Raw genomic sequence first — 23,145 nt, forward strand, 5'->3', positions numbered from 1 at the left:
CGTCGCGCGTTAATGCGCCTATGGCTGACGGGCTCTTCCGTGAATCGTGGCCTCGCGGAAACGGCGAGATGGCGCGATTCATTCGCGAATATCCCTGGTCGGAAAGCCCGCTCGGGCCGATCGAGACATGGACGCTCAGCCTGAGGACGACGGTCGACCTGATGCTCGCCGCCGAAGCCCAGATCGTGCTTTTCTGCGGGCCGGAGTTTGTCGCGCTCTACAATGACGCCTACGCGCCGACCATTGGCGACAAGCATCCGCGCGCGCTCGGCCGTCCCGCCGAGGAAAACTGGTCCGAGCTCTGGACCGACCTCGAGCCGCTGCTGCGCGGAGTTCTCGAAACCGGCGAAACCTTCTCGGCCAGGGACCGGCCTTTCTACATCGAACGATCCGGCCTGGTCGGCGAGACGGTCTATTTCGACATCTCCTATTCCGCAGTGCGGGCGCAGGACGGCACGGTCGAAGCCGTGCTCTGCATCGTTTCGGAGACCACGGCCCGGGTGCTGGCGGCAGCAAAGGTGCGCGAAAGCGAGCAGCGGTTTCGCGCGCTGGTCAATGCCAGCTCCGACGTGGTTTACCGGATGAGCCCGGACTGGCAGGAAATGCATGAGCTGGACGGCCGCGGCTTCCTGTCGAGCGCCCAGGGGCCGGCGATCCGCTGGCGCGACGAATACCTGTTCCCGGAAGACCAGGCGAGCATCCAGGCGGCGATCGAGCGCGCCATCATGGAGCGCGGCGTGTTCGAGCTCGAGCACAGGGTGCGGCGCGCCGACGGGTCCGCCGGCTGGACCACCTCACGGGCAATCCCCATCGTCGATGACACCGGCAGCATCCTGGAATGGTTCGGCATGGCGGCCGACATCACCGAAAAACGGGCGAGCGAACAGCAGATCCAGCTTCTGATGCGCGAGGTGAACCACCGCGTCAAAAACCAGTACGCCGTGATCCTTTCGATGATCCGCGAGACGAGCAAGCGCGCGACCGACCCGCGCGCATTCGAACACCAGATCCGCGAACGCATCATGGCGCTGTCGCGCTCGCACGACCTCTTGGTGCTCAACGACTGGCGCGGCGCAGGCATGGCCGACCTTGTGCGCGAACATCTGCGGCCGTTCGCACACGAAGAGCGAATCTCGCCTTGCGGGCCGGACGTGACGTTGCGGCTGAACGCGGTGCAGAACATCGGCATGGCGCTGCATGAGCTGGGCACCAACGCGACGAAATACGGCGCCCTAGCCGGCGACGCCGGAACCGTGCGGATGGACTGGCGGGTAGCACCGGCCCCCGAAGGCAGCGATTTCGAGCTGGTCTGGGAGGAACATTTTTCCGAACCTCCCGCGGCCGCCGATGCCAACCCGCATAAAGGCTTCGGCAGCGTCGTTCTCCAGCGCGTCGTCCCCACCAGCCTCTCCGGCAGCGCCTCCATGGAACGGCTGCCCGGCCTCGTTCGCTGGACGCTCTCGGCGCCGCTCGCCAACGTGGTCGTCGCCGGCGGGGCGGAGCTGGACGGCGATGAGCAGATCGCCGGGCTGACGTGAGGCCGGTTGCATCCTGGGAGACCGAACAGGGCGGCTCGCCGCCACGTCGGAAGCTCGCTGGCGCCGCCGAGCCCTCGCCGTAGCGCCGTACGCCGAATGGCTTGCGCTGCTCCCATTTTTGCTTTCCCCTTCCCCGCTTTTTTAGAACAGAAAAGCGCCAGCTTTTCTGTTCTGGACTCTGGATATTTGGACTCTGGATTCTGGCTTATGGATTATGGGGCTTATCCCAGGCCTTAACCCCTGGCTTATCCAAGCGCAGAATTCCGTCACACTTCCAAAGGCTTGGGCTACGGCTCCTCAGCATGCCTTTGAAGCGCGTGCGCACGGGCCGGCGATCTCCTGTCGCTGTCTGCCAACAGTGAACAAAATGGGAACAAGAATGTCAAGCCGAGCACCGCTGACGGGGCGGCGATCGACCTTTGCCGTCATCGGCTTCCCGATGCCGAGGCATTCAAGGCGGCAGGCTGGCAGCCCGCCGGCGTCTGATGGCAGAGAGATGCGGCTGGCCTGCTGCAGCCAGCCGCCGCCGGCGGCTTATGAATTCTTTGCTGCGGATCCGATCTCCACATCGTCTAGCCCCTTGGCCTTGTAGACGACATAGGAGATCGCCCAGGCGGCGATGAAGATGCCCATAATGGCGAAGCCCAGATTGTTGAAATTGTCGTTGAGCGTGCCGACGCCGTTCCAGAAGCCGCCCGACAGACCGAGCTTGTCACCGATCAGGCCGAGCGCCTCGATGCCGCCGATCAGTACTGCGACAAGGACCGACACCAGGGTGATCGTCATGTTGTAGTACAGTTTGCGGATCGGCTTGACGAAGGCCCACTCATAGGCGCCGAGCATCATCACACCATCGGTCGTGTCGACCAGTGACATACCGGCCGCGAAAAGCACCGGGAAGACCAGAATGGCCTCGAACGGCACGCCCTTGGCCGCTTGTGCCGCGGACACGCCGAACATGGCGACTTCGGTCGCGGTGTCGAAGCCAAGGCCGAAGAGGAAACCAAGTGGGAACATGTGCCAGCTGCGCGACACCAGCCGGAACATCGGGCGGAAGACGCGGGCCAGGAAGCCGCGATTGTTGAGCAGCAGGTCCAGATCCTCCTCGACAAACGCCCCACCGGCCCGCACCCGCCGATAGCTTCTGTAGATCGAGAAGAAGATGACGATGTTCATCGCCGCGATGGCGAGCAGGAAGAGTGCGGAAACGCCGGTACTGATCGTGCCGCCAATCTCCTGAAAGCTCTGGAAGCGGCCGAGCAGGGACGTTGCTGCCGCGATAGCCGCAGCGACGATGACGACGATCGTCGAATGGCCGAGTGCGAAAAAGAAGCCGACGGAGACCGGCCGTTTGCCGTTCTGCATCAGCTTGCGCGTGACGTTGTCGATGGCCGCTATGTGGTCGGCGTCGACGGCGTGGCGCAAGCCCAGGCCATAAATGACGAGAGCGACGCCAAGCAATGTCGGCTTGTCGTGGAAGGCGACGAAAGCCCACAGCCACGCCCCGACGTTGAGAATGGCGAGTGCGCTGTAGATTGTAATCAGCCTGGCCTTCAGGTCCGGCGCGCTTTTGTTCAGCATTTTCGATAGTTGGATCAGCATGGTTCTGCCTTTGACGTTGCCTGTCATCGCAGGGAACTCGCCCCGCCGTCCGGCCAGGCGCGCACACCGGATCACCCCGTCCGATGTTCTGCTTTGACGTCCATGATGGCAGGTCTCCTGGCTCGCGGATTGCCGCCGCTTTCGCCTTCCCGGCCCATGCAGCCAGTGGCATCGTGAAACCGGCATGCCGCTTACAGTTGCGGGGGCAGCCACGGCTTTGGATTTCTCCGCACCGCGTTCCCTTTTGATCCCCGAAGGGAACCATCGGCGCGAATTCGCCACACCGCGGTTGGCCAGTCAATCAACAACTCCGACGGCCAGCCGCCTCTCACGCCATCGTGACGAGATCGCCGCGCCCCCCTCACACCCCCAGCGTCGGCTCGGTATTCACCTCCAGCGCTTCCTCTGCCTCGTCCTCCTCGCCAAGCACGTCGCCCTTCACCGGCAGTGCCCGGCCGATCCAGATCGGGTCGATAAGGTGGTCGCGCTTGGGGTTGGTGGTGTTGGGATGGATGAGGATGCTCAGGCCGCCGTGGTTCAGCATCAGCCAGGGAACCAGCGTGGCAAAGATCTCGGTGGCGAAGGAGACCTGGTACATGGCTTGCTGGTGCGGGCCGACCGGCTCGTCGCGCCAGTTGCCCAGGCGCACGCGGAAGCGCTCTGCGATGCGCTGGCGCAGCCATTCGGCATGCTGCCGCTCGGCCTCCCCGCCGTAGTAGATATGGGCGTGATAGCTGGCGATCTCGGCGATCGGCCTGACTTCGTTCATCGCGATGCTCCCCTTCGACGATTTTTTTGCGCCCGGCGGAACTCTAGCCGAAGCGCGGGCGCCTTGTCTGCAGCCGGCTGAGGTCCGCGCCTGCGGTCGGCAGGGTTATCGGATATGGCGCTCCCCCGCTCCGTCTCGGCTGCGCCGAGCCACCTCTTCCCCACCTTGTGGGGCGGGGAAATGCCAACCGCCGAGGTTGCAACCGGCAGGAAGGATGGCAACGGCCGTTGTGCCTTTGCCTCTAAATCACCGCGGTGACCGCGCCCTTCGCATTTAGGCGACAGCCGACTTTCGCCTGCCTCACTTCGATGCCGCCTCGCCCGTCATAGTCTATGCGCACCTCGATCGGCGCGTTGAGCCCGCTTCGGCGTTGACGCAAGGGGCCGGCGCTGACCGTGTAAACACGCACGGCGCCGAGGGGCTTGGCGGCCGCCGCGATCGCGGCGCGACAGGCGCGCACTACGGCGGCCGGCGTGCCGGGTATCGCCTTCGGAGGTGACAGCGGCGCGATGCGATAGCCTTTGGTGACCCGCCGGAGGTCGCCGCCGGCGGATCTGGAGGGCCTCAGCACTGGAGGCAGCACAATGGTCTGCGTCGCGCTTTTGGCCAAAGCAGGGGCTGTCGGCACCGCGGCCGGGTTCTGCGCAGAGGCAGCCGATCCGCTGACGGCGGAAGGATCGTCGCCCGCGGCGGCGGCGCCCACGCTTGTCGACACGCCTGTGCTGGTGCTGCCCAGATTGCCGCCGGCATTGACGCCGAGCGATCCGCCGCCGGTCGATGCGCCGACGTTTGCGCCGCCGACACCGTCGGCACTGGCGCCCACGCCCGCCGACACGCCTTGCGAACCGGCGCCCAATCCGGCGCCCACGCCGATGCCGCCGACCTTGCCGCCCACGCCGACGTCAAGCGCCGAGGCAGGCCCGATCGGGATGGCGATCGCCAGCGCGGCTGCTAGGTATTTTTTCATGGCCGGACCTTTGTTCCAAGGCCAACCTTGTGTGGCTCCTCATCGAGCGTTCCGCTCGACAGCGGTCTGCGAAGCCTTCGTCGCGCGAACGCGTGCCGAGCGATGGCGACTTCTCGCCTTGCCAGGCATCGGCCTCGGCGGTGACCGGCGCGGCTGGAGGCCGCTCGAAAGACGAATGATAGAAAAGCGGTCTCGGCAACGCCAAGCACTGAAAAAGGCTTAGGACTTCTCCTTTCAACTTAGCTGTCGACAGCAGAGCAAGTTTGAGCTCGCCTACGCGCTGCTAACGGGTAACTTTCAAATTAGTTTCAACTAAAATGCAACAGAACAAGGACACCACCGTGCCAGCGCCGGTTGCTGATGCCGACGCCGGGCTCTCGTCGAAATGGCCGTCTCGCCTTCGCCGGGCCAATTCTCCCCCACTTCCTGGCGTGCGCGGGCCTGGAGGCTTGAGAGTCGCCCAGGGCGGCAAGGCGCCCGCGCTACCGGCTCGAAGCCGCAACGCTCGTCGCGCTGGCCGACAAGGACGCGGTGCTGGTCGGCCAGGCCGACCTGTTGCGATCGATGGTCGAGGGTGCGGCCGGCGATGCGATCCTGGCCAACAAGCGCGAGATCGAGACCGGCATCGCCGCCATCAGCGCCACATTGCGCGACAGGCAATCGTTCCTGCTGTGAGGGCCGGCTAGGCCTTGCCCCTGGAGCGCCTCACGCCTTTTGACTGGTGAGGCGCTCGAGCGCATCGACGATCAGGTCGCAGAATTTCGCATGGTCGAGCTTCATCGCCACGGTATGGCGGAAATCGACCTGCTCGCTCGCCGTGCCGCCGAAATGGCGCATGCCGCCCAGCTTCTCGAAATTGCAGACCGTCATGCCCCTGGTCCACCGTCCGGCAAGCTCGACGCGGATATCGGCCTTCTCGGTGGTGAAGACGCCTGCATCGATCATCGCCGCCACGCAGCAGGCGTCATGGACGGCGGGATGGGCTATCTGCAGCAGGCCGCCATGCGTGGTCGCGATGAACTCCCAGATATCGAGAATGAATTTGGCGATCGGGCCGCCGACAGCGCGCACCCTGTCCTGCAGGTCGGGGGTGGCCAAGGCCTGGTGCGTGAGGTCGAGCCCCACCATGGTGACGTCCCAAGCGGCGCGGAACACCACGTCTGCGGCCTCCGGGTCGGCATAGACGTTGAACTCGGCCGCGGGCGTGATGTTGCCGCGCGTGAAACTTCCGCCCATCGCGACGACCCGCTTCACCCGCTCGACGATGCGCGGCTCCTTGCGCACGGCTAGAGCGATGTTGGTGTAGGGCCCGACCGGCACCAGCGTGACGGTTTTCGGCTCATGCGCCATGACCGTCTCGATGATGAAGTCGACGGCATGGCGCTTGTCGAGCTCGAACGAGGCGGGCGGCAGCTCCGGGCCATCGAGCCCGGTCTCGCCGTGGATCTCGACGGCCAGCACCTGGTCGATGATCAGCGGCCCGGGAGAGCCCTTCGCCACCGGCACCTTTATGCCGTAGGCCGTGCATACGGAGAGCGCGTTGCGCGTGGTGTTCTCGACATTGTGGTTGCCCGAAACCGTGGTGATGCCGAGAAGGTCGATGTTCGGGTTGCCGGCCGCAAGCAGGATGGCGATGGCATCGTCGTGCCCCGGATCGCAGTCGAGGATAATCTTTTCCATGGGGTCGCCTCTCCCTGGCCTGCGGCGATTACAGACCGGGGCCTCTGGTGACGTCAAGGTTGCCGCCTGGCGGAAGTGCGACCCCTGCGGTCCGATCACCATCTCGGGACGCTCTTGCCGCCCTTGCCTTAATGCCGCCTCAGCGGGCCTGGCCTCGTCTCGCCCCGCTCCCCCACAGCGCCCGCGCGAACACGTTGCGCTTGCCCTTGCGCGGCGCCAGCTCCACATCGCTGACCAGTTTCGCGCCGCCCTCGCGGCGCTCCAGCGTGATCTTGCGGCTATGGAAGGCTTCCAGCTCCGCGCGGTGGGCGACGCTGATGACGGTGACCTTCGGCAATGCCTGGATCACCGTCTGCATCATCTTGTCCTGGCTCTTCTCGTCCAGCGCCGAGGTCGCCTCGTCCAGCACGACGATGTCTGGCTCGTGCAGCAGCAGGCGCGCGAAGGCGAGGCGCTGCTTTTCGCCGCCGGAGAGTGTCTGGTCCCACGGCGCCTCTTCCTCGATCCTGTCCCGCAGGTAGCCGAGGCCGACCTTGTCGAGGGCGGCGTCGATCTCGTCCACCGTCCAGTTGTCGGCGGCGGCCGGATAGGCGACCGCGCGCCGCAGCGTGCCGGTCGGGATGTAGGGGCGTTGCGGCAACATGAACAGCCGCTTGCCGGCATGGAAATTGACGCTGCCGCCGCCCCAGGGCCACAGGCCCGCGACGGCCCGCACCAGCGTCGACTTGCCGGTGCCGGATTCGCCGGCGACCAGCACCCGCTCGCCCGGGTTGATCTCGACCTTCGTCTCCTTGACCACGCCGGTGCCGTCGTTGAGGGTGACGGAGAGATCGTCCAGGCTGAGCATGGCGCCGTTTTGCGTCTCGCCGCGCCGGATGCGCCCAAAGGACTCGCTCTCTTCGGCGCGCTCCAGCCCGTCGAGCGACATCATCAGCGAAGCGACGCGGCGCGCCGAGGCGTTCCAATCGGCCAGGCGCGGATAATTGTCGACCAGCCAGCCGAACGCGCCTTGCACGATGGCAAAGGCGGAGGCCGCCTGCATGACCTGGCCGAGCGACATCGAGCCTTCGAGGAATTTCGGCGCGCAGAGCAGCACCGGCACCACCGGCGCGAACAGCATCGACCCTTGCGAGACAATCGCGGTGCGCATGTGCTGTCCGGTCAGCAGCGCCCATTGCCTCAGCACATGGCCGAAATTCCTGTCGATGCCGCTGCGCTCCTCCGCCTCGCCGCCGAGAAGCGCGATGCTCTCGCCGTTCTCGCGCACGCGTGTCAGCGTGTAGCGGAATTCGGCTTCCGCCTGGTTCTTGCGCTCCGAAAGCTGCACGAAATGGCGGCCGATGACCACCATCGAGGTCGAGGTGATGGCGGCATAGATGACCGCGGTGACGACGAGGAAGCCGGGGATGGTGATGCTCTCGCGGCCGAGCGGCAAGGTGAGCGCGCCGCCGATGGTCCACAGCACGACGATGAAGGTCGAGGCCGCCAGGAAGGCGTTGAGAACGCCGGAGATGAAATCGACGGGGGACTCGGTGGCGATGCGCAGATCTTCGGTGAGACGGGCTTCGGGGTTCGAGTGGTCGCCGGCGACGAGGTTGAGCTGATAGTAGCGGCCGCTGGCCAGCCAGCGCGCGATGACAGATGTGGTGAGCCAGGAGCGCCAGCGGCGCTGGATCGTCATACGCAGGTAGACCTGAACGACGACGAGGCTGGCGCTTCCGGCAACCAGCGGCACGAAGACGGCGCTCAGCATATAGACGGTGTGGACATTGCGCTGCTCGATGGCGTCGAAGAAGGCGCGGTTCCAGACATTGATGCCATACTGGAAGCCGACATTGACGCAGATCAGCACCAGCAGCCCAATCGTAAACGGCCATGCGAGCTTGTCGCCATTCCGGCCCCAGTAGCCGCGCCCGCTGATCCAGAACCGCCTAAACAGGTACTTCCTGCGCGCCTGCTCGGCCTCCTCGGGCGTCAGCTTCGGACCGGGCTCGACGGATTCCGGCGGCGGCGGCGCCGGTTCGCCGACGGCCTCCGGCGTGGCTTCCGCCGGCTCCTCGTGCTCGGGCGATTGCTTCGGTTGCGACTTCTCTTCGCGGGGTCTTTCCGGATGCAAGCTTTCCGGCGGCGACTTTTCCGGCCGCGTCTTGCCCGGGGGTGCCTTCGCTGCGCCCGTCTTTGCGGGGCGCGACTTCCCGGCACCGCGCGGCTGGGCGCCGTCGGCCGATCTTGGCTTGAGCTTTGCTTCAGACATCAGCCGACAACGGCTCAAAAATCAGAAGGTTTCACGATCTCGGCGAGAGATGTTGCCTGCCCGCTCGGGCCTCGACCTCACCTCACCCGGCAAAACCCCGCCGCGCGGCGGCCATGCCTTCCCACATCAGCTTGATCCCGAGCGCGCCGACCACGGCGCCGGCGGCGCGGTCGATCCAGTGCTTGGTGCCGAGATAGGCCGCGCGCGGCCGGCTGGAGGAAAAGGCGAAGGCGACGACCGCGTACCAGACGAATTCGTTGAGGAAGAGCAGCGGCGGCAGGACCAAGAGCATCCAGAGCGGCGGCGAGGCCGGCAGCATGGCCGCGAACATCGAGGCGTAGAAGATCGCCGTCTTCGGATTGGCGAGCTGGACCAGAAGCGCGCGCCGCAGCGCCCGCCAGAACGAGCCGGCGCGCGCCGAGGCATCGTTCGCGATCTCGATCGGCTGATTGGCGCCGCGCCAGATCTTTATGCCGATCCACAGCAGATAGGCGCCGCCGGCGACGCGCAGGAAAATGTCCAGCCAGGCGACCTGGACGAGCAGCGCGGTCAGGCCCGCGACCGCGATGATGGCGAAGATGAAGCCGCCGATGCCCATGCCGATCGCCGCCGCTAGGCCGTCACTGCGCTCGCCGGCGACCGCGATACGCGAGACGACGACGAAGCTCGGCCCCGGGCTCATCGCCCCCAGCAGGAAAACGCCAAGGATGGAAAGGATGGTTGCAATCTCGGACAATACTTCCTCCGCAGGTCGGCTGCAATTCCCTGCGCAGTACAATGCACGCGCCGCACGCCTTGTCACCATCCTGGCGGGCGATCGGCGAGCGCGAGCATGCCGAGACGGCGTCTGGTCAGGCAGGAGCCGCGCCCTATGTCTTCCGCGGCCCGTCCAGCCATCGGGCAAAACACCGCCTTTGCGGAACAGGCGGCAACTGCTTGGGTTGGCAGCCGTGTTCAGCAGTCGTACGGTATATGGCGGAAGTGCCTCTGCACACGGGGAGACTTCAGATGAAAGCTGCCGCAGAACGCGACCCTCGCAGGCGCGAGCTTTTGAAGGATCACGGCCCAGCCGGACTGGCCGCGAAGTCTGTTTCCGGCCGTGCCGCGGCCCAGCGGCGCCGACGACGCGCCGCCCACAGTCAAGACGTCCCGCCGATCCGTTCGCGCCAAGCATGATCCGTTCCAGTGCTTTCCTTCCCTAGACCGAGGCGAGGCCGCTCGCCGCTCTGGATAGGCCTGATCGCAACGCTCTCCGGCTGCGCGGGCGGGGTGCTCGACCCGCAGGGCCCGATCGGCGCGGGCAACCGCACGATCCTGCTCAACTCGCTGGCGGTCATGCTGGTCATCGTCATTCCGACGCTGGTGGCGCTGCTTTTGTTTGCCTGGATGTTGCGTGCCTCCAACCGCAACGCGCGCTACGAGCCGGAATTCACCTATTCGGGCCGCATCGAGCTGATCGTCTGGTCGATCCCGACGCTCACCATCCTCTTCCTCGGCGGGCTGATCTATTACGGATCCTACCATCTCGACCCGCGCCGGCCGATCGCCTCCAGCCAGCCGCCGCTCGACATCCAGGTGGTGGCGCTCGACTGGAAATGGCTGTTCCTCTACCCCGACCAGGGCGTCGGAACGGTCAACCAGCTGGTCATCCCGGCCGGCGTTCCCGTTCGTTTCAAGCTGACCTCGGCCAGCGTGATGAACACCTTCTTTGTGCCGCAGCTCGGCAGCATGATCTATGTCATGAACGGCATGCAGACCGAGCTCAACCTGCAGGCCGACCGCGAGGGCGACTATCTCGGCCTGTCGGCGCATTTCAGCGGCGATGGCTTCTCCGACATGAATTTCCGCGTGCGCGCGGTCCCGCCCGACGAGTTTGCGCGCTGGGCCTCTTCGCTGCATGGCGCCGGCGGCGTGCTCAACGCCCGCGCCTATGGCGAGCTTGCCAGGCAGAGCATCAACGTGCCGCCGGCCTCGTTCGGCGTCGTGCAGGACGGCCTGTTCGACGCGATCGTGCGCCAGACGCTGCCGCCCGGTCCGGGTCCCGCCGAAACCGCCGCCGGCGAGCCGCAGGTAAGCCCCAAGGCCCAGCCCAAGGCCGGGACGCCGGCGCCTGCCCAACAGCCGCAGCCGAAAGCGGGAGGATGACGATGCTCGGCAAGCTCGACTGGTCTGCCATTCCCTTCGATCAGCCCATCCCGCTGGGCGCCGCGCTCGTCGTCTTCCTGGCGGCCGCCGCGGTGCTGATCTGGGTCACGGTGAAAGGATACTGGCCCTATCTCTGGGACGAATGGATAACTTCGGTCGACCACAAGCGCATCGGCGTCATGTATATCGTTCTGGCGGCGCTGATGCTGCTGCGCGGCTTCGTCGATGCGGTGATGATGCGCACGCAGCAGGTGCTCGCCATCCACGGGCCAGGCTACCTGCCGCCCGAGCATTACGACCAGGTCTTTTCGGCCCACGGCACGATCATGATCTTCTTCGCCGCGATGCCCTTCGTCATCGGGCTGATGAACTTCGTCGTGCCGCTGCAGCTCGGCATCCGCGACGTCGCCTTTCCGACGCTGAATTCGGTGAGTTTCTGGCTGACGGCGACCGGCGCGCTCCTGGTCAACATCTCGCTCGTCGTCGGCGAGTTCGCCCGCACCGGCTGGCTGCCCTACGCGCCGCTGTCGGAGACGACCTACTCGCCGGGCGTCGGCGTCGACTATTATCTCTGGTCGATCCAGATCTCCGGCGTCGGCACGCTGCTCACCGGCGTCAACCTGGCGACCACCATCCTCAAGATGCGCGCGCCGGGCATGGGCTATCTGCGCATGCCGATGTTCTGCTGGACATCGCTCGCCTCCAACCTGCTGATCGTCGCGGCCTTCCCGATCCTCACCGCCACGCTCGCCATGCTGACGCTCGACCGCTACCTCGGCTTCCATTTCTTCACCAACGAAGCCGGCGGCAACCAGATGATGTTCATGAACCTGATCTGGGCGTGGGGCCATCCGGAGGTCTACATCCTGGTGCTGCCCGCCTTCGGCATCTATTCCGAGATCTTCTCGACCTTCTCATCGAAGCCGCTGTTCGGCTACCGGTCGATGGTCGCGGCGACGCTGTTCATCTGCATCGTCTCCTTCATGGTCTGGCTGCACCACTTCTTCACCATGGGCGCCGGGGCCGACGTCAATGCCGCCTTCGGCATAGCCACCTCGGTCATCGCGGTCGGCACCGGGGTCAAGATCTACAACTGGCTCTTCACCATGTATGGCGGGCGCGTGCGCTTCGACACGCCGATGCTGTGGGCGCTGGGCTTCGTCACCACCTTCATCATCGGCGGCATGACCGGCGTGCTGCTCGCCGTTCCGCCGGCCGACTTCATGCTGCACAATTCGCTCTTCCTGGTGGCGCATTTCCACAATGTGATCATTTCGGGCGTGTTGTTCGCCGCCTTCGCCGGCTTCACCTACTGGTTCCCGAAAGCCTTCGGCTTCCGGCTGCACGAGGGCTGGGGCAAGGCCGCGTTCTGGTTCACCCTTGCCGGCTACGTGCTGGTCTTCGTGCCGCTCTATATCGTCGGCCTGCTCGGCATGACCCGCCGTCTCCAGCATATCGACATCGACCTGTGGACGCCGTGGCTGGTCGTGGCGGCCTTCGGCATTGCGGTGATGATCGTCGGCGCCACCTGCCAGGTCGCGCAGCTCGTCGTCTCGATCAGGCATCGCGACGAATTGCGCGACGAAACGGGCGACCCTTGGGACGGCCGCTCGCTGGAATGGTCGACATCCTCCCCGCCGCCCTTCTTCAACTACGCGCGGCTGCCGCATGTCGAGAACGAGGAACCCTACTGGACCATCAAGCAGCGGGCGATGGAGGAGCAAAGGCCCGGCGAGGACGAAAGCTATGAGCCGATCGAAATGCCGCGCAACAGCCCGACCGGCTTCGTCACCGCCTTCTTCAGCACGCTGATCGGCTTCGCCCTGATCTGGCACATCTGGTGGCTGGCGATCGTAGGCTTCATCGGCGCCTATATCACTTTCGTCGTCTTCGCCTGGCGAGAGCACGGCGACTACGAAGTCTCCGCGGAGGAAGTCGAGCGCATAGACAGCGACGGCAGGGCCGCACAGCTTGCCTGGCTGCGCAGACGGGAGCGCGTGGCATGAGCGACATCACGGCCGGCAGCGCGGCGCGCGATCCCTACCGGGTTGGACGGTCGGGCGGGCATGGCCATGGGGGACACGGTCATGGCCTGCTCTCGGCGACCGGCCACGGCCAGGGCGGCCCGGCCTCGAAGTTCGTCACGGTGGCCTACGGGTTCTGGATCTTCCTCTTGTCCGACATCATCATGTTCTCGGCTTTCTTCGCCGCTTATGCGGTCCTGTCGACGGCGACCGCCGGCGGGCCATCCGGCAAGGAGCTGTTCGAGCTGCCGCGCGTTGCGGCGCAAACGGGGCTTCTGCTCACATCGAGCTTCACCGGGGGGCTGGCGACGCTCGCGACGCAGCGCCGGTCGATGGCCGCCACCCAGTTCTGGCTTCTGGTCACCGGCCTGCTCGGCGCTGCCTTCCTGTTCCTGGAGGTGCAGGAATTCGCGGTGATGGCGAGCGAGCAGGCAGGCCCTTCCCGCAGCGCCTTCCTGTCAGCCTTCTTCGCCCTTGTCGGCTGCCACGGCACCCATGTCGGGCTCGGCCTGCTCTGGCTCGGCACCATGATGGCGCAGCTCTGGGTGAAGGGCTTCCGGCCGGAGATACTGCGCCGGCTCCACTGCTTCGGCCTGTTCTGGCACGCGCTCGACATTATCTGGGTCGCCATCTTCACCCTGGTCTATCTCTTGGGAGCGTCGCCATGAGCGACATCGACAGCCGGACCGACGAGGAACTCGACCGCCGCGATTCGGCGCCGGGCGAGGAGCGCATCACCGAGCACGAACTGGCGGGAGGGCTGTCCGGCTACCTGCTCGGCTTCGGCCTGGCGATCCTGCTGACCATCGCCTCTTTCCTCGCCGCGCAGACCGGCTTGATCTACCAGCCGGCGGTGATCTCGGCCCTGGTGGTGCTGGCGATCGCGCAGATGGGCGTGCATCTGGTCTTCTTCCTGCACCTGACCACCGGGCCCGACAACACCAACAACGTGCTCGCGCTCGCCTTCGGCGTGCTGATCGTCGCGCTGGTCGTGATCGGCTCGGTCTGGATCATGGCCCATCTCAACCTGAACATGCCTCCGATGAGCGCCCATCAGGCCAGGATGATGCCATAAGGCGGCTCAACCCGCCGGCAGAGGCGTTCTCCCGCGTGGGTCGCCACCGTCACAGCCGGCCCGATCGACGTCATGACCCCATGCCAAAAGCATGGGGTCACATCGATGTGAGAGGGTTTTATAGACTTCCCGCTGGTCAGTGAATGCCGATGCGTCGCGTCACCTGACCGTTGCTTTCCCAGTAGGTATGCTTCTTGGCGATGACGGGATCGTCCATTGCCGGTTGGACCTGCCCTCCAGTGCTAACGGCGCGCGAGGTGACTGTGTGCTCCCCGGCGGAGGGCTTGGGCCAGTCGACGGACCATATCTTCCAGGCGAAGTCCGCCTTTTCGGTTTCATCGATGGTCGCCGGCATCCATGGGCCGTCATCGATCTTCACCTCGACCCGCTCGATCGGCGCGCCCCAGGCCGCTCCGACGATCCGGTAATCATTGCCGATATGAGTGACCCGGGCCGGCGCAGACTTCAGACGCGCCCGCCCGACAGAGGTTTCCATCCATACCGTCTCTCCGTTGTGCTCCTCCTCGCGCAGCGTGACATAATCGCGTCCCATGAACTGGTTCACGAAGCGTTGGTCCCTCACTTCGATACGCTTGAGCCATTTCACGTTCGCGATCCCGTACCAGCCCGGCGCAATCAGCCGCAGCGGGAACCCGTTATCGGCAGGCAAGGCAGTGCCGTTCATCTCGTAGCAAAGGATGTTTTTGGGGTCCAAGGCGTCGGCGAGCGACATGCTGCGCGCAAAGTTCTGCGTGAACTTGACGTCGTCGGCTCGCTTGATTTCACCTTTATCGGTGCCCCAGAAGACAACCTCGATACCACTGTCGAGGATCCCGACCTCCATAAGGATCGGGGCGAGCGGCGTGCCCGCCCAGCGAGCATTGCCAATCCCGCCATTGAAGAACGGTAGGCCAGTATTGCCCGAACATTCGACCGTGAACGTGACTTCCTGGCGCGGTCGAGCCTTGATGTCGGCGAGCGTCAGGGCTGTCGGCTTTTTGACGGAGCCGCCAATTTCGAGCTTCCACGTGCTTTCGTCGATGACCGGCCGGTCGAAATGCGCGATTGAGAAGAACTTGTCGTTGGGCGTCACCCAGGAATCGAGATCCTCCCACACCAACTGATTTTTGATGACTTGCGGAACCGGGTTTGGCGGCAGCTGATCGAGCCATTTGATGACTTCCTCGCCGGCCCGGGTTGGAAAAGCATAGGCAATCCGCGATTGAAAGGACGCCAGCGCCACGAGGGTTGCCCCTCCTCGAACCATGAATTCACGTCTGGGAAGGTAATGCATGATCACTTCTCCTCCAGTGAAAAGCTCAGTTCTCCTTTAGTGAGTAAATGCGAATAGCGACCGCGATCGCGCAAAGCAGAAGCCGGACGCGGCGGGCAATGATGAGAGCGCGTGGAACACCCCCCGAGTTGGAAGTGCGCCCTAGTTGAAGCGACGTCTCCCGCTCTCAATGCGCCGGCGTGTCAGGTCCGAGCCGGCGGTCTTCAACTATACGCCCTATCTGTCGTCGTGGCGAGGCCAAGGGCTGGCATCTTCGCATCAGGACTCGATACCTGCATCGTGCTCCAAGCTTGAATGCCGCCGACTGTTGGTGCGTTGCATCTCGTGAGCGGCATGGACCTGGTCAGCACCGATGTCAGCTCTGAGGCGTTGCCGATCCTGCCAAAGTCCGACCCGTGACGTCCCACCAGGTCTTGACGAAGATCGGCGGGCCTGTTTGAGACTCGGGGTCAAATGGGGACACTTGCTCCACGGGGAGACGAACAGGCGGTGGGCAGGCTGTGAGGCGCGTTTTTCGCTTGCTTGCCGCGGCGATCCTGGCGGCCGGCGTGGCCGGGTGCACCAGCATTTCCTATTACGCGCAGTCGCTGGAGGGCCATGTTGAGATCATGGCGGCGCGCAAGAATGTCGGCAAGCTGATCCGCGACCCCGCAACGCCGGAGGCATTGCGCGTCAAGCTGACGTCGGCGAGCGCCATACGCCGCTTTGCCACGGATGAACTGGCGCTGCCCGAAAACAGCAGTTACAGCAGCTATGTCGACATCGGCCGGGACGCTGTGACCTTGGCGGTTTTTGCCGCGCCGCAATTCTCGCTCACGCCCGTAACATGGTGCTTTCCGGTCTTCGGCTGCGTTCCGTACCGGGGTTACTTTTCCCGGAAATCGGCGGCTGAAAGCGCTGCCGAACTGCAGCGGCAGGGGCTGGACGTTTACGTCTCGGGCGTCACCGCATATTCCACGCTCGGATGGTTCAGCGACCCGCTGCTCAGCACCATGCTGCGCCAGGACGACACCTATCTCGCAAGCCTCATCTTCCATGAGCTGGCGCATCAAAAAATCTATGTGAACGGCGACTCCGCGTTCAACGAGGCTTTCGCGGTTTCGGTCGAAACCACCGGCGTCAGGAAATGGCTCCGCGCCACCGGCAATCGCGCCGGGTTGCGCCGCTACGAAGCCAATCGCAAGCGGAGCGCCGATTTTCTCGGACTGATAGCGAAAACCCGGGACGAGTTGCGGCAAGTCTATGGAAGTCCGCGTAGCCCGCAGCAGATGGCCGCCGCCAAAGCAGCCACGATCGACAGGCTGCGGATGCGCTACCGGCGCATGCGCGATACGCGCTGGGCCGGATACCGGGGCTATGACCCCTGGTTCGATAGCCCGATCAACAACGCAAAGCTCGCCGCGACCGCCGTCTATGGCGAACAGGTCCCGGCGTTTCTTCGCCTGTTCGACTTGTGCTCCGGCGACTATCCAAGGTTCTATGCTGCCGTTCGAAGGATCGGGAATTTGCCCGGACCTTCGCGTGCCCAGGCGCTGAAGAGCGTGGCGGCGTGCGATTGACCTGAACAGGCAAGGGCCGGCCGCGCGTACCGACATGAGCGAAGCCAACTCGGGCAGCCAATCACATCGGCCGATTGCCCTTAGGCAGCCGCGCGGTGCCGCCACGCCCCAAAAAAGCCCCTTGCGGAGCCTCGTCGCAATAGCGGCGCCCGGTCGGCGCGCGGCCCTAGCTCGAAAACGTCACGGTCACGCCGCGCTGGCGGAAATAGGCCTGCATCAGCTTGCGGCCCGCGCGGTTGTTGTGCGCCAGCTTGGCCGGCTCGAACACCGCCTGTTTCAGCCCTTCCCGCGCCATCGCCGCCTTGAGCGTCGCAATATGCGCATCGATGTCGGCGTTGTCCGCGCGGATCGAGGCATAGATGCTTTCGGTCGCTTCGGCCACGGTCGGTTCGCTCACTTGTGTCGTCCTTCGGTTGATTGCGCGGCGGCTTAACCGGGCCTGAAAACAAAAACAAGGCTCCATGGGTCCTTGTCGCACTCACCTCTCAGCAGAACCCTGCCCTATTCTCCCCGCCAGTTGCTTGGCGTTTTCCGGCGTGATCGCCCACGCCGACGCGATCGCCCCAACGTAAAAGGCGTCCAACGGCTACGAAGTGAGCGCCAGCCACGCCGTGCCGAAGACCAGCGTCAACAGCGTCAGCGGCAAACCAACCTTGAAGAAAGCTGCGAAGGACAGCTCCTTGCCCGCCGCCCTCGCCTGCTCAGCGACGATGAGGTTGGCGACCGAGCCGAGCAGCGTGAAATTGCCGGCGAGCGTCGAGCTCATCGCCACGACCAGCCACGCGCGATGGGGGTTTTCGAGGCCCGGGATGAACGGCCTCAGGGCCAGCACCGCCGGCACATTGCTCATGGCGTTGGAAAGCACCGCGGTGAAGCCGGAGAGCCGCCACACATCGTCGAGGCCCATATTCTTCGCCGCGGCGATCATGTCGGGGGTGAGCAGCGTGCGCTCGGCGCCCGCCACGACCACGAACAGTCCGGCGAACATGAAGAGCAGCGGGCCGTCGATCTCGCGGTAGATGCGGTGCGGCTTGATCGCGCGGGTGACGAGCAGGAAAGCGCCGGCAATGAGCGCCGCCTTGGCGACGGGCACGCCAGCGAAGAAGGCGAACGCCAGCACCACGCAGACGATGGTCGCCTTCAGCACCTGTCCCGGCAGCATGCGGCCGCGATAGACCTCGGGGCTGAGCTCGGCGGGGCGAGAGAATTCGCCGCGGTAGACGATGCGGACAATGACGATGACGGCGACAAGGCCGAACAGCGCCACCGGCGCGAGCGCCGCCGTGAAGGCCGGATAGGAAATGCCCGAGAGCGCGCCGATCACCATGTTCTGCGGGTTGCCGGTGATGGTGGCGACGCTGCCGCAGTTGGAGGCCGTGCAGGTGGCGATCAGGTAGGGAACCGGGTTGCGCCGGATGACGCGGGTGACGTGGACGACGATCGGCGCCATCACCAGGCAGATCGCGTCATTGACCAGAAAGGCCGAAAGCACACCGGTCAGAAGCGTCGCCATGACGAGCAGCATGAAGGGCGCGTGCGCATGCTCAATGGCGAAGCCGCCGAGCGCCCGGAACGCGCCCGACACTTTCAGATGCGCGACCACGATCATCATGCCGAGCAGAAGCGTGATCGTGTCGAAATTGATGGCGCGGTAGGCATCCTCCATGCCGATCGCGCCGATGGCGATCATGGCGGCGCCACCGAGCAGCGCGATGCCGGCGCGATCCAGCCTGAAGCCCGGAATACGGCCGACGGCAACGCCGGCATAGGTGGCTACCAGGATGAAAAGCGCTCCCGCGCCGGTCCATGTCATTGCCGGAGGATCCCGTTGCCTGCCCTCGCCCGGCGGAATCTGCTCGGGCGCTCTGCCAAACGAGCTTTAGCAACGGCAGCGCAAAGGGAAAGCGTCGAGGGATGAAACTTTCGTCATCCGTCCGGGCCTTTTATATCTCGGATCGCTAATGTAATGTCTTGCGAAAAACAGGACCGACAATCCAGTCGTTGGGGACTAAATGGATGAACGCGGTCGTTGAAGCGGAGCATCGCGTCTCGCCAAACGAGAATCTGATGCCCTCGGCTGAATGCCGGCGCTGCCATGGCGCCAGGAAAATTTTCATTTGCGACCGCTGGGTCGCCTCCAACGGCCATTGCTGCCCGGAAGGAACGCACCGGCTGAGCTGTCCGGGACACAGTGTGGTCTGCCTTGAATGCGGCGGATCCGGAGGCCAGAATGCCTGACCGGGTTCTTACCGACGTCGCGCTGACCGTCGCTTCGCCGTCCGTCCGACCGCGACAAGGTCGGTTGCGCAGACATCGTCATCGGCGGCGTCTTGCTGTTCAAAAGCCTTGCGGTGTTCTGGCGGCGAGCCATATTCGTACCACAAAAGCGATCACTGAAAGCTGGCGCCTCGATGAAAAGCCTGACGAACGCCCTTGTTGCCGGCACGATATTATGGACCGTGGGCGCCGCCGATGCGCGGCCCGACACACGCGCCATGACCTGTGGCGAGACGCAGGCGCTGATCCAGCGCCGGCATGCCGCGGTGCTGACCACCGGGCCCAACACTTATGATCGTTTCGTGCGCCAATTCGGCAATGAGTGCGACTGGCCGGAAGTCCCGATGTCGGTCGCGGTTCCGACTCGTGACGGTCCATGCCGCGTCTACCGCTGCGAGGAACCGGTCTTCGACTTCCCCGGTTGAGCGACGTTCCGACCCCGCTGTGGAACAGTTGAGGCAGCATGCGAATTGTAGCGGATGGTGATACCAATGTCCCGGCTGCAGGAGGAACGGCCATGTTCAACGATGTCATGCGTAGCGGCAGCTGCCTGTGCGGCGGTGTCCAGTTCCGGGTGACCGGCGAGCCGCTGAGGGTGGGACTTTGCCATTGCAAGGACTGCCGCAAGACCAGCGGATCGGCGTATCAGGCTTTTGCCATATGGCCGCGCCAGGCATTCGAAAGCGCGGGTATCACCAGCACCTATGGCGGACGAAGCTTCTGTCCAACCTGCGGCAGCCGCTTGCCGTCGGTTCGCGAGGACGAGGCCGAGGTGATGATCGGCAGCCTGGATGTCGTGCCGACCGAAGGGCTTGAGCCCAGCTACGAATTGTGGATCGGTCGGCGCGAGCAGTGGTTGCATCCTCTGCCCGAGGCGAGCCAATTCGAGCATGACCGGACCGTCGCTGAGTCGGCGGCCGATGATGCCGAGCCGGAGGCCGTGCGGGAGCCCTATCGCGAATCGGCCTAAATGCCGAATGCCAGTAAGGCTTAAGTCGCAGAGCAAAGACGCATCGGTCCAGCGAGCCGGCGCCTATGCCCCTCAACGACCGGACGCTGAGCGCGAGGCCTTGTCTTCTTCTGGAAGTGGGGCATTTTCAACCAACGGTCGGTTTGCCGGCGCGGCAGCGGCCGCTAGCATCCCCGGCGCGGCGAAACCATTTGGAGGCCGCTTCGGCCGGCGCGGCTCAGGCAACACCAGCATTGCCGCGCCGGGCTTACAAGATGGATAGTATGTCCAGCCAGGCGTTGCGTCCGGGCGAACACAGCTTTTGATGTTGTCTTAGATTCGAAAGCTTCGTTCGCGCGTGAAGCACCGGCTTCATTTGCGACACGGAAATGAAAATTGTTTCGGCCAGAGAAAATTTTTCACCATCCGTATTTCCTGGATGATGCCAACTATGCGGCGTAGCTATGCAAGCAAGCGGCAGGCCCAATCATTTTCCTGCCTTGTACAAAAACTCACCTTTGTTTCTTTTTGATTTTAAGACATAGTACTGGCGAATCCTGAAACGGGGCGGTTTTCATGACACTGGCGCCTCAACGCAGCCGCAACCTGCATATGCGGTATCCACCGATCGACGGGTTTTGGACCTGGGACATCAAGCGCGACCGCGTCTATGGGGACGCGAATCTGTCCGCTTATTTCGACCTGACGCTCGAGGAGTTCTCGCACGGCGCGCCGCTGGAGCGGTGCATGCAAAGCATAGAGCGGGACGATCGGCCGCGGGTTCGGCTGGCGATCCGCAAGGCGATCGAGCGCAGGTCAGGTTTCCGCGAGGTCTACAAGGTCCGCTCGGAAAAGATGGGGCTGCGCAAGATCCTTGCCGTCGGCCAGTGCTATGTCGATGACATGGGCGAGGCAGCGCTCTATCCGGGCTGGTTCATCGACCTGACGCAGGATGCCGCGGGCGAGGATCACTCGCTGCGCGAAATCCACGACCATGTCGAGCAGGCCAGGGAAATCGCGCAGTCGATCGGGGACGCCATGCTTTCCTACCTGCTGGACAACATCCAGGAAGAGATCCTGCAAAGGCTTGGCGAGAGATCGAGGAGGCGCAAATCGTCCTGAGGCGATCTTTGTCGGTTCCTCGGCCGGGTTCCGGGCTAGCTTCTGGGCGGAAGCCTGCCGCGCCTGCCGATCTCTGCCGTCACCAAGCGCGCGAAATGCGAGTGGGGCGAGCGGCGCTCGATAAGCTTGGCTCGCTCGAGGGCAGCGTCGCCGTAGAACTCGATCAGCACGTTGGCGGCCTTGGCGGCATCGGCCTGCAGCCTGCCGAGATCGGCCTGTCCGCTCCCGCTCGCGGGCTCGCTCCTGGCAATCACGTCAAGCATGGCTTGCAGCTTGTCGGGAGTGCTGCCCTCGTCTTCATGCATAGTCGCCATCCGATTGGGGGCGTAAAATATCGACATTTTCGCGCGATGTGCAACAGCTTCATTGATCGAGCGCAGGTGCAACCGGGCGCAGCCTGGCCGCGAGCGAGCCGACAACATTCGTACAAGTATAGTCAGCCAAACTTCCACGCAGACATTGGGGGCACCGATGGACCAGCCGAGCAAAATGGAAAACCTGCAGTTTGCGCAGGGGATCTTGCGCGAGCTTCGCCAGAAGGCTGAGGCCGACGGCGAAAAGCTTCTGACCTATCTCATCGACATGGCTTACCTTGAAGCCAGCGACCGCATCCGAGCCCATTGGATCGGCCATGAAAACGAGAACCGCCGGGCCAAGGGCTAAGGCCACTGTTCCAGCCGGAGCATGCCGGCGAGGTGCGGGCTTGCGCCCGGAACGCAAGAAAGCCCGCCATGCCTTTCGGCACGGCGGGCGGGATCCTGATTGAAGGGCTGCGCAGCCCTATTTTTATGATGCGGCGGCCTTTTCGCGGACGGGAAGCTTCCAGCCCGGCCGGACGAAATGGCAGGTGTAGCCGTTGGGATAGCGCTTCAGATAATCCTGATGTTCCGGCTCGGCCTGCCAGAAGGCACCGGCCGGAGCGAGCTCGGTGACGACCTTGCCCGGCCAGAGACCCGAGGCGTCGACATCGGCGATGGTGTCTTCGGCCACCCGCTTCTGCTCGTCGCTGGTATAGAAGATCGCCGAGCGGTAGCTCATGCCGACATCGTTGCCCTGACGGTTCCGGGTCGTCGGATCGTGGATCTGGAAGAAGAACTCGAGCAGCGTGCGGAAACTGGTCTTGGTCGGATCGAAGACGATCTCGATCGCCTCGGCATGGGTGCCGTGATTGCGGTAGGTTGCGTTCGGCACGTCGCCGCCGCTGTAGCCGACACGGGTGGAGATCACGCCGGGCAAGCGGCGGATCAGATCCTGCATGCCCCAGAAGCAGCCGCCGGCAAGGACCGCGCGTTCGGAAGAAGCCATGTCAAACCTCCTTGGATTTCTCCATAAGTGGGGATTGTGGCCCGCTTCTTCCAGCGGCTCAAGCGCCTGGAAAAGGGCGCCTGGAAAAGGGCGCCTGAAAAAGGCGACGGGAAGGCGCCTGGAAAAGGGCGACTGGCAGGGAAACTAACCGAACCACGGTGCCCCAGTCTGCGCCGATTGCTCGCCGGTCGGCAAACCGGCGAGCCTTGGTGCTGAGCGCGAGCTTCACTTAGGCCCTTTATCGCCCCTGCCGTTGTCGCCTCCGCCATTGTTGCCCCGGCCGGGATTCCCCCGGTCATGGCGATGGCTTTCGCCACCGAGGCAATTGGCGTCGCCGACGCCGCAGCAGCGGCCAGCCCAGAGCTTGTTGGTCGGCGTGTTGTCGCATTCGTAGATCTGCTGGCCGGCCATCGCGGATCCACCCAGGGTGGATACGGCCAGGGCGGCGAGAAGTGCATTGCGAAGGATTGCAATCATCGAAAATCTCCATGGATACACGGGTGTTCATTTGCACCGATGCGTCGCATGGCCACGCGAATTGGTTCATCGCGATTGGCAGAATTCTTGCCGGCCGATGTCGCCAAT

At 64.3% G+C, this 23,145-nt stretch carries 23 protein-coding genes and 1 riboswitch; of the genes, 11 read left to right on the forward strand and 12 right to left on the reverse strand.

Features of this window, described 5'->3' with window-relative positions; translation table 11 throughout:
* Positions 1–68: 68 nt before the first annotated feature.
* The gene (locus CK222_RS28200; protein ID WP_210201950.1) at positions 69–1,538 is read left to right on the forward strand and encodes an HWE histidine kinase domain-containing protein; all 1,470 of its coding nucleotides are present in this window, start codon (positions 69–71) and stop codon (positions 1,536–1,538) included.
* Positions 1,539–2,072: 534 nt separating this feature from the next.
* On the opposite strand, the gene CK222_RS28205 is transcribed toward CK222_RS28200, so the two are convergent.
* The 3 genes from CK222_RS28205 to CK222_RS28215 form a co-directional block, all read right to left on the reverse strand.
* Positions 2,073–3,140, reverse strand: a complete 1,068-nt coding sequence (locus CK222_RS28205) for a HoxN/HupN/NixA family nickel/cobalt transporter (RefSeq protein ID WP_095802608.1) — start codon at positions 3,138–3,140, stop codon at positions 2,073–2,075.
* 89 nt (positions 3,141–3,229) lie between these two features.
* Positions 3,230–3,421: riboswitch (cobalamin riboswitch) on the reverse strand.
* An 80-nt stretch (positions 3,422–3,501) separates the two neighbouring features.
* Complete coding sequence (locus CK222_RS28210; protein WP_095802577.1) at positions 3,502–3,909, reverse strand: DOPA 4,5-dioxygenase family protein; 408 nt, start codon at positions 3,907–3,909, stop codon at positions 3,502–3,504.
* A gap of 241 nt (positions 3,910–4,150) precedes the next feature.
* Entirely contained in the window at positions 4,151–4,876 is a 726-nt protein-coding gene (locus tag CK222_RS28215; protein ID WP_095802578.1) for a hypothetical protein, read from the reverse strand.
* A gap of 531 nt (positions 4,877–5,407) precedes the next feature.
* On the opposite strand from CK222_RS28215, the gene CK222_RS32565 reads away from it, so the two are divergent.
* Entirely contained in the window at positions 5,408–5,551 is a 144-nt protein-coding gene (locus CK222_RS32565; protein ID WP_156752689.1) for a hypothetical protein, read from the forward strand.
* 30 nt (positions 5,552–5,581) lie between these two features.
* Here CK222_RS32565 and CK222_RS28220 read toward each other — a convergent pair whose 3' ends face one another.
* From CK222_RS28220 to CK222_RS28230, 3 genes are all read right to left on the reverse strand, one after another.
* A complete protein-coding gene (locus CK222_RS28220) occupies positions 5,582–6,556 on the reverse strand; it encodes a nucleoside hydrolase (RefSeq protein WP_095802579.1) in 975 nt (324 codons plus the stop codon).
* Positions 6,557–6,695: 139 nt separating this feature from the next.
* Positions 6,696–8,810, reverse strand: a complete 2,115-nt coding sequence (locus tag CK222_RS28225; protein ID WP_095802580.1) for an ABC transporter ATP-binding protein/permease — start codon at positions 8,808–8,810, stop codon at positions 6,696–6,698.
* A gap of 82 nt (positions 8,811–8,892) precedes the next feature.
* The gene (locus CK222_RS28230) at positions 8,893–9,492 is read right to left on the reverse strand and encodes a LysE family transporter (protein WP_164763758.1); all 600 of its coding nucleotides are present in this window, start codon (positions 9,490–9,492) and stop codon (positions 8,893–8,895) included.
* Between the two features lie 503 nt (positions 9,493–9,995).
* Between CK222_RS28230 and cyoA the strand changes: the two genes are divergently transcribed.
* Genes cyoA through cyoD form a run of 4 tightly spaced genes read left to right on the forward strand, consistent with a single transcriptional unit; the run spans position 9,996 to position 14,054 of the window.
* Positions 9,996–10,955: a ubiquinol oxidase subunit II gene (cyoA, locus tag CK222_RS28235; protein WP_095802582.1), complete on the forward strand. Its 960-nt coding sequence runs from the start codon at positions 9,996–9,998 to the stop codon at positions 10,953–10,955.
* Between the two features lie 2 nt (positions 10,956–10,957).
* Positions 10,958–12,961, forward strand: a complete 2,004-nt coding sequence (cyoB, locus tag CK222_RS28240) for a cytochrome o ubiquinol oxidase subunit I (protein ID WP_176477762.1) — start codon at positions 10,958–10,960, stop codon at positions 12,959–12,961.
* Positions 12,958–13,647 (forward strand): cytochrome (ubi)quinol oxidase subunit III, encoded by a 690-nt coding sequence (locus CK222_RS28245; RefSeq protein ID WP_095802584.1) that lies wholly within the window; start codon positions 12,958–12,960, stop codon positions 13,645–13,647. Before cyoB ends, CK222_RS28245 begins: the two co-directional genes overlap by 4 nt.
* Entirely contained in the window at positions 13,644–14,054 is a 411-nt protein-coding gene (gene cyoD, locus CK222_RS28250) for a cytochrome o ubiquinol oxidase subunit IV (RefSeq protein WP_066997081.1), read from the forward strand. The genes CK222_RS28245 and cyoD overlap by 4 nt, the downstream gene beginning before the upstream one ends.
* Positions 14,055–14,190: 136 nt before the next feature.
* On the opposite strand, the gene CK222_RS28255 is transcribed toward cyoD, so the two are convergent.
* A complete protein-coding gene (locus CK222_RS28255) occupies positions 14,191–15,348 on the reverse strand; it encodes a sulfite oxidase (protein WP_095802585.1) in 1,158 nt (385 codons plus the stop codon).
* Positions 15,349–15,848: 500 nt separating this feature from the next.
* Between CK222_RS28255 and CK222_RS28260 the strand changes: the two genes are divergently transcribed.
* Positions 15,849–16,907 carry an aminopeptidase gene (locus CK222_RS28260; protein ID WP_095802586.1) on the forward strand — a complete coding sequence of 353 codons (1,059 nt, stop codon included), beginning with the start codon at positions 15,849–15,851 and terminating at the stop codon, positions 16,905–16,907.
* 166 nt (positions 16,908–17,073) lie between these two features.
* Here CK222_RS28260 and CK222_RS28265 read toward each other — a convergent pair whose 3' ends face one another.
* Together CK222_RS28265 and CK222_RS28270 are read right to left on the reverse strand one after the other, a co-directional pair.
* Positions 17,074–17,304, reverse strand: a complete 231-nt coding sequence (locus tag CK222_RS28265; RefSeq protein ID WP_067325155.1) for a hypothetical protein — start codon at positions 17,302–17,304, stop codon at positions 17,074–17,076.
* Between the two features lie 189 nt (positions 17,305–17,493).
* On the reverse strand, positions 17,494–18,720 hold the full coding sequence (locus CK222_RS28270) for an anion transporter (RefSeq protein ID WP_095802587.1): 1,227 nt from the start codon (positions 18,718–18,720) through the stop codon (positions 17,494–17,496).
* Positions 18,721–19,318: 598 nt separating this feature from the next.
* On the opposite strand from CK222_RS28270, the gene CK222_RS28275 reads away from it, so the two are divergent.
* The 3 genes from CK222_RS28275 (at position 19,319) to CK222_RS28285 (ending at position 21,255) form a co-directional block, all read left to right on the forward strand.
* Positions 19,319–19,609, forward strand: a complete 291-nt coding sequence (locus CK222_RS28275) for a hypothetical protein (RefSeq protein ID WP_095802588.1) — start codon at positions 19,319–19,321, stop codon at positions 19,607–19,609.
* Positions 19,610–19,701: 92 nt separating this feature from the next.
* Positions 19,702–20,154, forward strand: a complete 453-nt coding sequence (locus CK222_RS28280) for a GFA family protein (protein ID WP_095802589.1) — start codon at positions 19,702–19,704, stop codon at positions 20,152–20,154.
* Between the two features lie 555 nt (positions 20,155–20,709).
* Positions 20,710–21,255, forward strand: a complete 546-nt coding sequence (locus CK222_RS28285; protein WP_141247144.1) for a hypothetical protein — start codon at positions 20,710–20,712, stop codon at positions 21,253–21,255.
* Positions 21,256–21,290: 35 nt separating this feature from the next.
* Here CK222_RS28285 and CK222_RS28290 read toward each other — a convergent pair whose 3' ends face one another.
* A complete protein-coding gene (locus tag CK222_RS28290) occupies positions 21,291–21,560 on the reverse strand; it encodes a hypothetical protein (RefSeq protein ID WP_095802591.1) in 270 nt (89 codons plus the stop codon).
* 61 nt (positions 21,561–21,621) lie between these two features.
* Here CK222_RS28290 and CK222_RS31995 point away from each other — a divergent pair, with 61 nt between their 5' ends.
* On the forward strand, positions 21,622–21,918 hold the full coding sequence (locus CK222_RS31995) for a hypothetical protein (protein WP_127215688.1): 297 nt from the start codon (positions 21,622–21,624) through the stop codon (positions 21,916–21,918).
* A gap of 123 nt (positions 21,919–22,041) precedes the next feature.
* Here the strand turns inward: CK222_RS31995 and msrA are convergent, their stop codons facing one another.
* Both msrA and CK222_RS28305 read right to left on the reverse strand, forming a co-directional pair.
* Positions 22,042–22,560 (reverse strand): peptide-methionine (S)-S-oxide reductase MsrA, encoded by a 519-nt coding sequence (gene msrA, locus CK222_RS28300; RefSeq protein ID WP_095802592.1) that lies wholly within the window; start codon positions 22,558–22,560, stop codon positions 22,042–22,044.
* A 225-nt stretch (positions 22,561–22,785) separates the two neighbouring features.
* On the reverse strand, positions 22,786–23,037 hold the full coding sequence (locus CK222_RS28305; protein WP_095802593.1) for a hypothetical protein: 252 nt from the start codon (positions 23,035–23,037) through the stop codon (positions 22,786–22,788).
* Positions 23,038–23,145: the final 108 nt, after the last annotated feature.

Origin of the sequence: Mesorhizobium sp. WSM3866 (genome assembly GCF_002294795.1) — a bacterium.
In the GTDB taxonomy this organism is placed as follows: domain Bacteria; phylum Pseudomonadota; class Alphaproteobacteria; order Rhizobiales; family Rhizobiaceae; genus Mesorhizobium.